Annotated in this window: 12 protein-coding genes and 1 riboswitch; of the genes, 5 read left to right on the forward strand and 7 right to left on the reverse strand. The window is 58.3% G+C overall.

The window, feature by feature from the left end:
- Window positions 1–5 precede the first annotated feature (5 nt).
- On the reverse strand, window positions 6–1715 hold the full coding sequence (gene araB, locus V1572_RS06375) for a ribulokinase (protein WP_395299793.1): 1710 nt from the start codon (window positions 1713–1715) through the stop codon (window positions 6–8).
- Window positions 1716–2052: 337 nt separating this feature from the next.
- Here araB and araC point away from each other — a divergent pair, with 337 nt between their 5' ends.
- On the forward strand, window positions 2053–2898 hold the full coding sequence (gene araC / locus V1572_RS06380) for an arabinose operon transcriptional regulator AraC (RefSeq protein WP_023293301.1): 846 nt from the start codon (window positions 2053–2055) through the stop codon (window positions 2896–2898).
- Between the two features lie 128 nt (window positions 2899–3026).
- Entirely contained in the window at window positions 3027–3794 is a 768-nt protein-coding gene (locus V1572_RS06385; protein WP_045907783.1) for a DedA family protein, read from the forward strand.
- A gap of 28 nt (window positions 3795–3822) precedes the next feature.
- On the opposite strand, the gene thiQ is transcribed toward V1572_RS06385, so the two are convergent.
- From thiQ to sgrR, 4 genes are all read right to left on the reverse strand, one after another.
- The gene (thiQ, locus tag V1572_RS06390) at window positions 3823–4521 is read right to left on the reverse strand and encodes a thiamine ABC transporter ATP-binding protein ThiQ (protein WP_395299794.1); all 699 of its coding nucleotides are present in this window, start codon (window positions 4519–4521) and stop codon (window positions 3823–3825) included.
- The gene (thiP, locus tag V1572_RS06395) at window positions 4505–6115 is read right to left on the reverse strand and encodes a thiamine/thiamine pyrophosphate ABC transporter permease ThiP (RefSeq protein ID WP_395299795.1); all 1611 of its coding nucleotides are present in this window, start codon (window positions 6113–6115) and stop codon (window positions 4505–4507) included. The genes thiQ and thiP overlap by 17 nt, the downstream gene beginning before the upstream one ends.
- Window positions 6091–7074 carry a thiamine ABC transporter substrate binding subunit gene (gene thiB / locus V1572_RS06400; protein ID WP_395299796.1) on the reverse strand — a complete coding sequence of 328 codons (984 nt, stop codon included), beginning with the start codon at window positions 7072–7074 and terminating at the stop codon, window positions 6091–6093. The genes thiP and thiB overlap by 25 nt, the downstream gene beginning before the upstream one ends.
- Window positions 7075–7105: 31 nt before the next feature.
- A riboswitch (TPP riboswitch) is annotated at window positions 7106–7206 on the reverse strand.
- 36 nt (window positions 7207–7242) lie between these two features.
- Window positions 7243–8898 (reverse strand): HTH-type transcriptional regulator SgrR, encoded by a 1656-nt coding sequence (sgrR, locus tag V1572_RS06405; RefSeq protein ID WP_048225627.1) that lies wholly within the window; start codon window positions 8896–8898, stop codon window positions 7243–7245.
- A gap of 88 nt (window positions 8899–8986) precedes the next feature.
- On the opposite strand from sgrR, the gene sgrT reads away from it, so the two are divergent.
- The 3 genes from sgrT (at window position 8987) to V1572_RS06420 (ending at window position 10807) form a co-directional block, all read left to right on the forward strand.
- Window positions 8987–9139, forward strand: coding sequence for a glucose uptake inhibitor SgrT (sgrT, locus tag V1572_RS06410; protein WP_045907787.1), 153 nt, complete (start codon window positions 8987–8989; stop codon window positions 9137–9139).
- 120 nt (window positions 9140–9259) lie between these two features.
- On the forward strand, window positions 9260–10438 hold the full coding sequence (locus V1572_RS06415) for a sugar efflux transporter (RefSeq protein WP_395299797.1): 1179 nt from the start codon (window positions 9260–9262) through the stop codon (window positions 10436–10438).
- Window positions 10439–10654: 216 nt separating this feature from the next.
- Window positions 10655–10807, forward strand: coding sequence for a Hok/Gef family protein (locus V1572_RS06420; protein ID WP_045907789.1), 153 nt, complete (start codon window positions 10655–10657; stop codon window positions 10805–10807).
- A 91-nt stretch (window positions 10808–10898) separates the two neighbouring features.
- On the opposite strand, the gene leuD is transcribed toward V1572_RS06420, so the two are convergent.
- Together leuD and leuC are read right to left on the reverse strand one after the other, a co-directional pair.
- Window positions 10899–11504, reverse strand: a complete 606-nt coding sequence (leuD, locus tag V1572_RS06425) for a 3-isopropylmalate dehydratase small subunit (RefSeq protein ID WP_023616037.1) — start codon at window positions 11502–11504, stop codon at window positions 10899–10901.
- Between the two features lie 10 nt (window positions 11505–11514).
- On the reverse strand, window positions 11515–12915 hold the full coding sequence (gene leuC, locus V1572_RS06430; RefSeq protein WP_008501999.1) for a 3-isopropylmalate dehydratase large subunit: 1401 nt from the start codon (window positions 12913–12915) through the stop codon (window positions 11515–11517).
- Window positions 12916–12917 lie beyond the last annotated feature (2 nt).

Consider the following 12917-nt stretch of genomic DNA (forward strand, 5'->3'; position numbering starts at 1 on the left):
TGTCCTTAATGGGTCAGGGTTGCCGTAGTGTCCGCGGTGCTTTTGGCCGGGGCGGCGACAGGGAGATAGTGAAGTTCGGCGCTTTTTGCCCACTGCTGGTAGCGCTGATAAAGCTGTTCAAAGCGTTGTGCCTGCTGAGCACGCGGCTGAAGGGTGTTTTCGACGGCGCTCGCCATGTGCTGCTGCGCGGTGGGGATATCCGCATGGACGCCCGCGGCGACGGCGGCGAAAATCGCCGCGCCCAGCGCGCAGCACTGATCGGACGCCACAATCTGCAGCGGACGGTTCAGCACGTCGCAGCAGGCCTGCATGATCACCGGGTTTTTACGGGCGATGCCGCCCAGCGCCATCACGTTATTCACGTCGATGCCCTGCTCGGTGAAGCACTCCATAATGGCGCGGGCACCGAAGGCCGTTGCGGCAATCAGGCCGCCGAAGAGCGCAGGTGCGTCGGTCGCCAGGTTGAGATCGGTAATCACCCCTTTCAGGCGCTGGTTGGCAAACGGCGTGCGGCGACCGTTAAACCAGTCCAGCACCACCGGGAGGTGATCGAGAGACGGATTTTTGGCCCAGGCGTCGGTGAGCTGGGGCAGAAGCTGCTTTTTGCTCTCGGCGATCTGGGTTTTCAGTTCAGGATGCGCCGCCGCCAGCCGATCCAGCGGCCAGCCGAGCACGCGGCCAAACCAGGCGTAGATATCGCCAAACGCGGACTGACCGGCTTCTAGGCCGATAAAGTCTGGCACCACGCTGCCGTCAACCTGGCCGCAGATACCTTTTACCGCGCGGTCGCCGACGGTGGCTTTATCCGCCGTCAGGATGTCGCAGGTGGAGGTGCCGATGACTTTGACCAGCGTGTTTGGCTGCGCGCCCGCGCCCACGGCGCCCATATGGCAGTCAAACGCGCCGCCGGAGATCGCCACGTTTTGCGGCAGGCCGAGGCGCGTCGCCCACTCCTCACAAAGGGTGCCGACGGGAATATCGGCGGTAAAGGTGTCGGTAAACAGCGGGTATGTCAGGCTCTTGTTGATGATCGGGTCGAGTTCATCGAAGAAGGCTGCCGGAGGTAGGCCGCCCCAGCTTTCATGCCACAGGGATTTATGCCCGGCGCTGCAGCGACCGCGGCGGATATCCTGTGGACGCGTGGTGCCGGAGAGCAGAGCAGGCACCCAGTCGCACAGCTCAACCCATGACGCTGCAGCCTGCGCAACGGTTGCGTCGGCACGGGTGACGTGCAGGATCTTGGCCCAGAACCATTCGCTGGAGTAAATTCCGCCGATGTAGCGCGAGTAGTCCGTTTTGCCCGGCTGATGGCACAGGCGGGTGATGGCTTCGGCCTCTTCCACGGCGGTATGGTCTTTCCACAGCACGAACATGGCGTTCGGGTTGTCGGCAAACTCAGGACGCAGCGCCAGCACGCGGCCTTCGGCATCCACAGGGGCAGGCGTGGAGCCGGTACTGTCGACGCCAATCCCAACAATATCCGCCCGCTGGGCGTCGGTCAGTTCGGCCAGAACGGTTTTAATGGCCGCTTCCATCGACTCAATGTAGTCACGCGGGTGATGCCGAAACTGGTTGTTCGGCGCATCGCAGTAGCGCCCCTCTTGCCAGCGCGGGTACCACTCAACGCTGGTTGCTATCTCCTGGCCGGACGTACAGTCCACTGCCAGCGCGCGAACCGAATCGCTGCCAAAATCGAGGCCAATCGCAATTGCCATGGTGTTGCTCCATCGAAAAAAGAGGTATGGAAGAACATTAGAGACTGGGGACAAAAGTCGTCAGGCAGGATCCGCTAATCTTATGGACTAAATTGCTGTTACAACGGAAAGTGTGACGCCGTGCAAATATTCAATGTGGACATTTCTGCCGCAGTTATAGACACTTTTGTTACTGCTTATCTGCCTGCTCAGGCGGAGAAATCAGGGGGAAAGGCTGAAACATGGCGGACGTAAAAGCGGCGTGATGCTTTTTGGATCTTTTCGCGGGCCATTTTTAACCTGCTTTTAGTGATATGGACAATTGGTTTCCTTGAGGACCCTTGGGAGAACTGAATCTATGGCCGAAACGCAAAACGATCCTCTGCTGCCGGGATACTCGTTTAACGCGCACCTTGTGGCGGGACTGACTCCTATCGAGGCTGAAGGATATCTCGACTTTTACGTCGATCGACCGCTTGGGATGAAAGGATATATCCTCAACCTGACCGTGCGAGGGGAAGGGATCATCAAAAACGGTGACCAGCAGTTTGTCTGCCGCCCGGGGGATATCCTGCTGTTCCCGCCGGGGGAGATCCACCACTATGGCCGTCATCCGGATGCCAAAGAGTGGTATCACCAGTGGGTCTATTTCCGTCCGCGCGCCTACTGGCAGGAGTGGCTTTCCTGGCCGGCTATTTTTGCGCACACCGGTTTTTATCGTCCGGACGAGGTGCATCTGGCGCAGTTTCGCGAACTTTTTGCGCAGATTATCGAGGCGGGACAGGCCGGGGGGCGCTACGCTGAACTGCTGGCGATTAACCTGCTTGAGCAGCTGCTGCTGCGACGGATGGAGGCGATTAACGCGTCGCTTAACCCGCCGCTGGATAACCGCGTGCGCGACGCCTGCCAGTACATCAGCGACCACCTGGCCGATAGCCAGTTTGATATCGCCAGCGTTGCCCAGCACGTCTGCCTGTCACCGTCGCGTCTGTCGCATCTGTTCCGCCAGCAGCTGGGCGTCAGCGTGTTGAGCTGGCGCGAGGACCAGCGCATCAGCCAGGCGAAGCTGCTGCTCAGCACCACCCGGATGCCCATCGCCACCGTGGGGCGCAACGTGGGCTTTGAGGATCAGCTCTATTTCTCCCGGGTATTTAAAAAATGCACCGGTGCCAGCCCCAGTGAATTCCGCGCGGGATGTGAATAAACGGTAAAAAAAGATAAACAAACAGGTGAATGCGGGAAGCAACCTGTAAACTATTCAGACAATTGTTGCCTTGACGCGGTGCGGGGCGCTAAGCAGAATCGCTGATTCGTTTTCTGACCGGAATAGTTATGCAGGCATTGCTGGAACACTTTATTACCCAGTCCGTTATGTACTCGCTCATCGCCGTGGCGCTGGTGGCGTTTCTGGAGTCGCTGGCGCTCGTCGGGTTAATCCTGCCTGGCACCGTGATGATGGCGGGGCTTGGCGCGCTGATCGGCAGCGGTGAGGTCAATTTCTGGCAGGCGTGGCTGGCGGGAATTATCGGCTGCCTGCTCGGCGACTGGATCTCCTTCTGGCTGGGCTGGCGCTTTAAGAAGCCGCTGCACCGCTGGTCGTTCATGAAAAAGAACAAAGCTTTGCTGGATAAGACCGAGCATGCGCTGCACCAGCACAGCATGTTTACCATCCTCGTCGGCCGCTTCGTAGGGCCAACGCGTCCGCTGGTGCCGATGGTGGCCGGGATGCTGGATCTGCCCGTTGCGAAATTCGTGGTGCCAAACATTATCGGCTGCGTCTTCTGGCCGCCGTTCTACTTCCTGCCGGGGATCCTCGCGGGGGCCGCCATCGATATTCCTGACGGTATGCAAAGCGGTGAGTTTAAGTGGCTACTGCTGGGCACGGCGCTGCTGCTATGGCTGGCGGCATGGCTCTGCTGGCGACTGTGGCGCAGCGCGAAGGCAAATATCGATCGCCTGACGCGCTACCTCCCGCGTACTCGCCTGCTCTGGCTGGCCCCGCTGACGCTGGGTGTGGCGGTGGTGGCGCTGGTGGCGCTGATTCGTCACCCGCTGATGCCGGTGTACGGTGAGATTCTATTGAAGGTGGTGAGCCGTTAAGCGCCGGGCGGCACTGCGTTTGCCCGGCCTACGGTTTTATACCCAATAATCCAGAAGCGCTTTCTTTTCCGCTCATTAATGCTTCTGTTGCTCCATCCCACAAAATGCGTCCCTCCGCGATCACCACCGATCGCGGGGCAATCCGTGCGGCATCCTCGATGCTGTGCGAAACCATCAGCATCGTCAGTTGCTGGCGCTGACAGACCTCCTGCACCAGGGCCAGCATCTCCTGGCGCAGCGCGGGATCGAGCGCCGAGAACGGCTCATCCAGCAGAAGTATCGGCTGTTCGCGCACCAGACAACGTGCCAGCGCAACGCGCTGACGCTGCCCGCCGGAAAGCTCGCCCGGCAGCCTGTCGATAAACCCGGCGATCCCCATCTGCGCGGCAATAACTTCCAGTTTATGGCGCTGATCATCGTTCAGCCTCAGTCCCGGGTGCATTCCCAGCGCGATGTTTTGCCGCACCGTCAGGTGGGTAAACAGGTTGTTTTCCTGAAACAGCATTGAGACAGGACGTTTAGCCGGAGGGGCGTTGGTGAAATCACGATTATCGATGACTATCGACCCGCTGGCAGGTTGCAGAAAACCGGCGATCAAATTGAGCAAGGTGCTTTTCCCGGCACCGCTTGGGCCAAGCACGGCGATCATCTCTCCCTGGCGCACGGAGAGCGTGAAGCGCATCGGCAGATGCTGATAAAGCCAGGTTACATCAGTCAGTTTTAGCATCACGCCCCGGAAGTTTTTCGATAACGGTAAATAAGGCAAAGCACAGCAGCAGCAGTAACAGCGCGGTGACCGCGCCGTCCTGACTGCGGTAAGAGCCGATTTGCTGATAGAGCCAGTATGGCAGCGTGCGGAAATCGTCATTGCCGAACAGCGCCACGACCCCAAAGTCTCCAATAGAGAGCACGCAGGCAAACGCCAGCGCCTGTGCCAGCGGACGCTTTAGCGCGCGCAGTTCGACCACCTTCAGCCGCTGCCAGCCCTGCATGCCCAGCGACTGGCACAGCAAACTGTAGCGGCTGTTGACGTCGCGCATCGGGTTTTCCAGCACCTTGAGCGCGTAAGGAATGGCCATTAAGGCGTTGGTAAAGATCACGATGCCGTCGGCGCTTTCCGGCAGGCCGAGGGTGCTGTTGAACAGTAAAAAGAAGCCCGTTGCCAGTACAATCCCCGGCATCGCCAGAATCAGCATGCCCGTCAGCTCCAGCATTTGTCCGGCTTTTTGCGCCTGGCGGGCGTAAAGCTCACGGCTGCTCCACAACAGCATCATGGTCAGGATGACGCACAGTAATCCGGCAGCCAGCGCGATACGCAGCGAGGTCCAGGTGGCCTGCCAGAGGACGGGCTGTTGCAGGACGGACAGGAGATTAAGGTTTAGACCGTCAACGATAACGGCCAGCAGCGGCGGCAACAGCAGCAGGAGCGCCAGCGCGATCAGGATAACATCACTGACGCGGCTGTGCAGGCTGTCCTGCGGATCGCGCCAGCCGGTTATTTGATGACTACCAGCGGGAATGGCTTTACTCAGCCGCTGGCTCAACAGAACCAGTGCAAGGCAGCACGCCATCTGGACTATCGCCAGCAGTGCGGCGCGACCGGGATCGTAGTCGTAACTCAGCGCCTGGTAAATCGCCAGCTCAATGGTGGTGGCCTGCGGCCCGCCGCCAAGTGACAGCACGGTGGCAAAGCTGGCAAAGCAGAGCATGAAGATTAATGCCGCTACGGGCGGGAGCTGGCGGCGCAGCCACGGCCATTCGACAAAGCGGAAGAACGACGCGCCGCGCATGCCGAGCTGGGCGGCAATCTGGCGCTGTTCGCCGGGAATGTTCTCCAGCGCTTGCAAAAAGAGGCGCGTTGCCATCGGCATATTGAAAAAGACGTGTGCCAGCAGGATGCCCTGCAGTCCGTAAGGCGAGAATGACCATTCCAGACCAAGCTGGCCGAACAGCGAAGCCAGCCACCCCTGGCGACCGTAAACGCTCAGAATGCCAAATACCGCCACCAGCACGGGCAGGATCAGCGTCATGGCGCACAGGCGCAGCAGAGCCTGCCTGCCGGGGAAACGCCGCCGATACAGCGCGCGTGCAAGAAAAATCGCCGGGAGCACCGACATCAGGGCAGAAAGAAACGCCTGCCAGAAAGAGAACCGAATGACGTGCCAGAGGTAGCTGTCGTGCCAGAGAGCGAGCAGGTCGCTCTCCGGCGCGTTAAACCACAGCGCAAGAAAAGCCCCCAGGCTGACTGCCACCATTACGACGGCGGCGAGCAGCCCGGGAAGCAACCAGCCGGGAATTAGCGGCTGACGGCGCGTTGCCATTCACTTACCCATGCGGCACGCTGCGCGGCGACCTGCTGCGGCGTAAACTCCAGCGAGGTTTTCGGTTTGGTCAACTGTTCAAAACCTGCAGGCAGTGCAACGCTGGTGACCGGATACATCCAGTTGCCTGCGGGAATGGCATTCTGGAATGCCGGCGAAACCATAAACTTCAGGAACTTCTCGGCCAACTCCGGCTGCTTGCTGGCAGCGGTACGCGCGGCCACTTCCACCTGCAGATAGTGCCCTTCCGCAAAATCTGCGGCAGCATAGTTATCTTTCTTCTCGGCGATAATGTGGTAAGCCGGGGAGGTGGTGTAGCTCAGCACCAGGTCGCTTTCACCTTTCAGGAACAGGCCATAGGCTTCGCTCCAGCCTTTGGTCACGGTCACGGTTTTGGCAGCCAGCTTCTGCCACGCTTCCGGCGCCTTATCGCCGTAGACTTTCTGCATCCACAGCAGCAGACCCAGGCCTGGCGTGCTGGTCCGCGGATCTTCATAAATCACGCGCCACTTCTGGTCGCTTTCCACCAGCTCTTTCAGGCTCTTCGGCGGGTTTTTCAGCTTGTTTTTGTCGTAAACAAAAGCAAAGTAGCCGTAGTCGAACGGCACAAAGGTGTCGTTCTTCCAGCCGCCAGGCACGTTAACGGCCTCTGCTGCGACGCCGCTTTTGGCAAACAGTTTGGTCTGCGAGGCGGCTTCCAGCAGGTTGTTATCCAGACCAAGCACCACGTCAGCCTTGCTGTTTTTCCCTTCCATGCGCAGACGGTTGAGCAGTGAAACGCCATCTTCCAGCGCCACGAACTTCAGCTCGCAGTTGCAGTCAGCTTCAAAGGCTTTTTTGACAACCGGGCCAGGGCCCCAGTCGGCAGAGAAAGAGTCGTAGGTGTAGACCGTCAGGACGGGTTTGGCTAAAACGGGCAGCGCGAACAGCGCCAGCAGGGGGAGAACTTTTTTTAACACTTTGCACCTCAGGGTTGAGTGGCAAAGGATTTTGAGCGACAGCCTCAAATCCCTTCGCCGGCGTTATCCGGATCAGGTTCGACGGGTATTATCTCAGCGCACATCTGTGATGCAGCACCCCGTTGAGAACGGCGCTATTGTAATGATTTGGTGAATATTACGAAAGCGTTATGGCTCCGGGGGCGCAAACCAGGCGGATTTGAAATCAAACCAGCCCAGGGTGTTCATCCGCAGGCCACGCATGCTGCGCTGGCCCTGAATCATCAGCCAGTGGTGGATCAACGGGACGATCGCCTGCTCGGCCAGCAGCTGCTGGCACCACACGGCAAGATTCATCTCGCCCGCATGCCACAGGGCGGCATCCTGCTGCCAGTCACGGTCGATGCAGTGCTGGATCAGCGGGACTTCATACAAATGCGAGAAAAGGGAAAAATCGAGCGGCAGGGTAAAATTAGCGCTGTTGAGCCAGATATCACTGGCGATTTCCCCCTGATGCCATTCGTCATAGTCCACTTCCCTGATGTCCAGCCTGACCCCCTCGGCTGCCAGCAGGCGGGTCATGATCCTCGCGATAAAACGATGCTCAACATGCTCGCGGTAGTAGGTCAGGGTGATGGACTCCAGCCCTGCGGGTTTGTCGCAGTGCGACGGGCGGGCGTGGTGCCAGCGCGGAAGCAGGCCGTACGCCGGGAACCAGTATGTCTGGTACTGCGCTTCCGCATGGTAGATCAGATTGGAAGGGGACAACACGTGGCTGATCCACTTCCGGACGTCCTGGTTTGCTCCGCGGTGGGTGCGGCGGTCAAAGAGAAGATAGTAGCATCCCTCCTCCAGGCGGCTCTCCACGGCCTTTTCTCCCGTGGTGGGGCCTTCCAGCGTCAGCCCGCAGCTCAGGTCTTCATTGAGATCCGGCAATACCCACACGTTCACTTCGTCGATCAGCGCCCGATAGCCAAAGTAGTCATCGAACGCGCGGATTTTCAGCTGATTGCTGTTATTGCGGGACACGGCGTAGGGGCCGGTGCCAATTGGCAGGCTGGCAAAATTGTTCATCGATTCCCACTCGCCGGGCAAAATCATCGACGGTACATAGCCCAGCAGCCAGGGAAGCCACTTGTCCTGCTGCGACAGCTCAATATCCAGCGTCCAGGCCGTAGGGGAGTGGATGCGCGAAATATGCGAGTAGAGCGGCAGCCTGCGGGCGCGTTCCAGAGAGGCGATGACGTCGTGCATCTCCAGCTCGCGACCGTGGTGAAAGTGGATGCCAGGGCGTAAGAAAAAGCGCCAGTGGCGCGGGGAAAGCTGCTGCCAGTGGTGCGCGATATCCGCCTCCAGTTCCCCGTTTTCCTCATTTATCCGCGTCAGGCCGCTGAAGATTTGCCGGGCCATATGGGTTTCTGAGCGGCGTAACGCCGTGCCGGGCAACAGATTTTTCATTGGCCGATAGTAGAGCACCCGCAAAATGTGTCGGCCCTGACGAAAACTGCGTCCGAGATGGGAAACCAGCATCTGGCGCACGGCGGCTTTGTCGCCCACCAGTTGGACCAGCTGATCGATGCGGTCCTGCTCGAGCAGGTCTTCTGCACGCTGCTGCTGCAATGCAAGCCCGGTGTAGAGAAAGGTCAGTCGCGAGCGTTTCCCGCGTCCCGCTTCCGCTTCCCAGCTTAACCAGCCCTGCTGCTGCATGGTATTGAGCAACGTACGCATATGACGGCGGGAACAGCTAAGCAGGTCGGCCAGCTCGTTGAGCGTCGTTTCCTGCGATTGCCCCTCGCAGCACTGCCAGAGGCGGATAAATTGTTGCTGCAGACGACCGGAAGGCATAAAAGGGGAACTCCTGACAAAAAACCAGCAATTTATTAATCCCTATATTAGGCCAATAATGCTTCCCGATGAAGCGAGGAGGTAAATGATGAAGAGGTCTACCGCACGTCAGTTTTATCAGCAGTACTTTTCAGCGACAAAAGGATCGTCCTGGCTGGCCCGCCAGTGTGCAGAGCAACGGCTGAAAATGTTAGAAGAACTGATGCAGTGGGACGTTACGAAACCGGCCTCTTCTCGCTGACTCGCCTCGATCATGTGTGACTGAGTATTGGTGCTTATCACCCGCCAGCAAAATGTTTTTGCTGGCTTTTTTCGTTTATTCTTTCACCCAATTTCGATTCGCTTTCACAAGGACTTGCGCATGCTGTGGTTGATGACGATGGGGCGACGCCTGAACGGCGTGTATGTCGCTTTTATGCTGGTGGCCTTTATGATGGGCGTGGCGGGGGCGCTGCAGGCGCCGACGCTGAGCCTGTTTCTCAGCCGCGAGGTGGGGGCGCAGCCGTTTTGGGTAGGGCTGTTTTATACCGTTAACGCGATTGCCGGGATCCTGGTCAGCCTCGCGCTGGCGAAACGATCGGACAGCCAGGGCGATCGCCGCAAGCTGATCCTCTTTTGCTGCGCCATGGCCGTGGGTAACGCACTGCTCTTTGCTTTCAACCGTCATTACCTGACGCTCATTACCTGCGGCGTGCTGCTGGCATCGCTGGCGAATACCGCCATGCCGCAGCTGTTTGCGCTGGCGCGGGAATATGCGGATAGCTCGGCGCGGGAAGTGGTGATGTTCAGCTCGGTGATGCGTGCCCAGCTCTCGCTGGCGTGGGTCATTGGTCCGCCGCTGGCCTTTATGCTGGCGTTGAACTACGGCTTTACCACCATGTTCACCATCGCGGCCGGGATTTTTGTCATCAGCCTGGCGCTGATAGCCTTCGCGCTGCCATCCGTGGCGCGCGTCGAACAGACAACGGACAAGCCTCTCACCCAGGTGAGCGGCTGGCAGGACAAGAACGTCCGTATGCTGTTTATTGCCTCCACGCTGATGTGGACCTGCAACACCATGTACATCATCGACATGCCGCTGTGGATCAGCAGCGATCTGGGCTTACCGGACAAGCTTGCGGGGATCTTAATGGGGACCGCTGCCGGGCTGGAAATTCCGGCAATGATTCTGGCGGGCTATTACGTTAAGCGTTTCGGTAAACGCAAAATGATGGTGGTTGCGGTTGCTGCCGGGGTGTTGTTTTATCTTGGGCTGATCTTATTCCACTCGCGCGAAGCGCTGCTGGCGCTGCAGCTGTTTAATGCCGTGTTCATTGGGATCGTCGCCGGAATTGGCATGCTCTGGTTTCAGGATCTGATGCCCGGACGCGCGGGATCGGCCACGACGCTCTTTACGAACAGTATTTCAACCGGGGTGATTCTGGCCGGTGTGATCCAGGGCGCGCTGGCGCAAAGCTATGGCCATACGTCGGTTTACTGGGTGATTGCGGCGATATCCGTTGTGACGCTCCTGCTGACCTGCCGGGTAAAAGACGTGTGATTCTGGAAGACGGCTTCACAAATTGGAACGACATTCTGACAGAGATCACGAAGGGGAATAGAGTGCGTGGCGGGTGCTTGAGGCTGTTTGCCTCAGGCTTTCGCAAGAGGCAAACAGTGGAGAGTCCCACATCAAAAGATTGATGGGGAGACCAACTTCACAACCAACATTGCGAGGTTAGTCTCTTCATTGCCGAAAAGCAATAAGGAGGCTGGAATGCCAAAACGTACTCTGCTGTTAGGTTTATTTCTGATCTGTACGACGTTGTTGATCTTCACCTGGATGGTCCGTGATTCGTTGTGTGAATTGCATTTCAGACAGGAGAAAACAGAAATGGCGGCAGTGTTGGCTTACGAAGCAAAACGTTAGCGGTATGGGCGGGGAAGTTTCCCCGCCTCTCCAGAGTGGTTGAGCCTCAACGCACCCTTATCAATGGCCCGCATTTCGCGGGCCATTGCCTTTAGCCCATAAACGCAGGCTGTTTTTTCTCATACGCTGAGATGGCGTCTTCGTGCTGCAGCGTCAAACCAATGCTGTCCAGACCGTTCAGCATGCAGTGACGGCGGAACGCATCAATGCTGAAGCTGTAGGTCTTATCCCCGGCTTTCACCACTTCCGCTTCCAGATCAACTTCAAACGACATGCCCGGATTGGCCTTAACCAGCGCAAACAATTCATCGACCTGCTCATCGCTCAGCGTCACCGGCAGCAGCTGGTTGTTGAAGCTGTTGCCGTAGAAGATATCCGCAAAGCTTGGGGCAATAACCACCTTAAAGCCGTAGTCGGTCAACGCCCAGGGCGCATGCTCACGCGACGAGCCGCAGCCAAAGTTTTCCCGCGCCAGCAAAATGGAGGCACCTTTGTATTCCGGGAAGTTCAGAACGAATTCCGGATTAGGCACTTCGCCTTTGTCGTCCAGGAAACGCCAGTCGTTGAACAGGTGCGCGCCAAAACCGGTACGCGTCACCTTCTGCAAAAACTGCTTAGGAATAATGGCGTCAGTATCGACGTTCGCGGCGTCCAGGGGGACAACCCGGCCTGTATGTTGGGTAAATTTCTCTGCCATGATTGTCTCCTTATTTCAGGCTGCGAATGTCGGCGAAATGGCCGGTGACTGCCGCAGCGGCGGCCATTGCCGGGCTGACCAGATGGGTGCGCCCACCGCGGCCCTGACGGCCTTCAAAGTTACGGTTGCTGGTGGAGGCACAGCGCTCACCCGGATTCAGGCGATCGTTGTTCATGGCCAGACACATGGAACAGCCTGGCAGGCGCCACTCGAAGCCTGCTTCGATAAAGATCTTATCCAGACCTTCGGCTTCCGCCTGGGCTTTCACCGGACCGGAGCCTGGAACGACCAGCGCCTGCACGCCCGGCGCGACTTTACGGCCTTTGGCGATCTCTGCCGCCGCACGCAAATCTTCGATACGGGAGTTGGTGCAGGAGCCGATAAACACCTTATCAATGGTCACGTCGGTCAACGGCACGCCGGGCTTCAGCCCCATATAGGCCAGCGCTTTTTCCGCACTGGCGCGCTCGACCGGATCGGCGAAGGAAGCCGGATCGGGAATGGCGTCGTTGACGGAAATCACCTGACCCGGGTTGGTCCCCCAGGTCACCTGAGGGGCAATCTCTTCTGCCTGCAGCGTGACAACGGTATCAAACGTTGCCCCGTCGTCGGTTTTCAGGGTTTTCCAGTAGGCTACCGCGTCGTCAAAATCCTGCCCTTTCGGCGCGTGCAGACGGCCCTTCACATAGTTAAAGGTCGTTTCATCTGGCGCGACCAGCCCGGCTTTGGCACCCATCTCAATGGCCATGTTGCACAGGGTCATGCGACCCTCCATGCTCAGCGCCTGAATAGCGTCGCCGCAGAACTCAACGACGTGGCCGGTACCGCCTGCGCTGCCGGTTTTACCGATAATCGCCAGCACGATATCTTTCGCGGTAATGCCTGGTGCCGCTTTGCCCTTCACTTCAATCTTCATCGTTTTGGCGCGACCCTGCTTCAGGGTCTGCGTCGCCAGCACGTGTTCCACCTCGGAAGTGCCAATCCCGAACGCCAGAGCGCCAAACGCGCCGTGGGTTGCGGTATGCGAGTCACCGCAGACGATGGTCATGCCCGGCAGGGTAATCCCCTGCTCAGGGCCCATCACGTGGACGATGCCCTGATACGGATGGTTCAGGTCGTACAGCTCAACGCCAAATTCATTGCAGTTCTTAATCAGCTCCTGCATCTGGATACGCGCCATCTCACCCGAGGCGTTAATGTCTTTAGTCTGGGTGGAAACGTTGTGATCCATCGTCGCGAAGGTTTTACCCGGCTGGCGTACCGGACGCTTGTGCGCGCGCAGGCCGTCAAATGCCTGAGGAGAGGTCACCTCGTGTACCAGATGTCTGTCGATATACAGCAGTGGGGTTTCGTTTGGTGCTTCGTAGACAACGTGCGCATCAAACAACTTTTCATATAACGTCTTAGCCATGA

The organism is Enterobacter quasiroggenkampii, assembly GCF_043972695.1.
Lineage (GTDB): Bacteria > Pseudomonadota > Gammaproteobacteria > Enterobacterales > Enterobacteriaceae > Enterobacter > Enterobacter quasiroggenkampii.

Coding starts and splice junctions, on each gene's coding strand:
- araB (WP_395299793.1), bottom strand. CDS start 1,715: ATGGCAATTGCGATTGGCCTCGATTTTGGCAGCGATTCGGTTCGCGCG.
- araC (WP_023293301.1), top strand. CDS start 2,053: ATGGCCGAAACGCAAAACGATCCTCTGCTGCCGGGATACTCGTTTAAC.
- V1572_RS06385 (WP_045907783.1), top strand. CDS start 3,027: ATGCAGGCATTGCTGGAACACTTTATTACCCAGTCCGTTATGTACTCG.
- thiQ (WP_395299794.1), bottom strand. CDS start 4,521: ATGCTAAAACTGACTGATGTAACCTGGCTTTATCAGCATCTGCCGATG.
- thiP (WP_395299795.1), bottom strand. CDS start 6,115: ATGGCAACGCGCCGTCAGCCGCTAATTCCCGGCTGGTTGCTTCCCGGG.
- sgrR (WP_048225627.1), bottom strand. CDS start 8,898: ATGCCTTCCGGTCGTCTGCAGCAACAATTTATCCGCCTCTGGCAGTGC.
- sgrT (WP_045907787.1), top strand. CDS start 8,987: ATGAAGAGGTCTACCGCACGTCAGTTTTATCAGCAGTACTTTTCAGCG.
- V1572_RS06415 (WP_395299797.1), top strand. CDS start 9,260: ATGCTGTGGTTGATGACGATGGGGCGACGCCTGAACGGCGTGTATGTC.
- V1572_RS06420 (WP_045907789.1), top strand. CDS start 10,655: ATGCCAAAACGTACTCTGCTGTTAGGTTTATTTCTGATCTGTACGACG.
- leuD (WP_023616037.1), bottom strand. CDS start 11,504: ATGGCAGAGAAATTTACCCAACATACAGGCCGGGTTGTCCCCCTGGAC.
- leuC (WP_008501999.1), bottom strand. CDS start 12,915: ATGGCTAAGACGTTATATGAAAAGTTGTTTGATGCGCACGTTGTCTAC.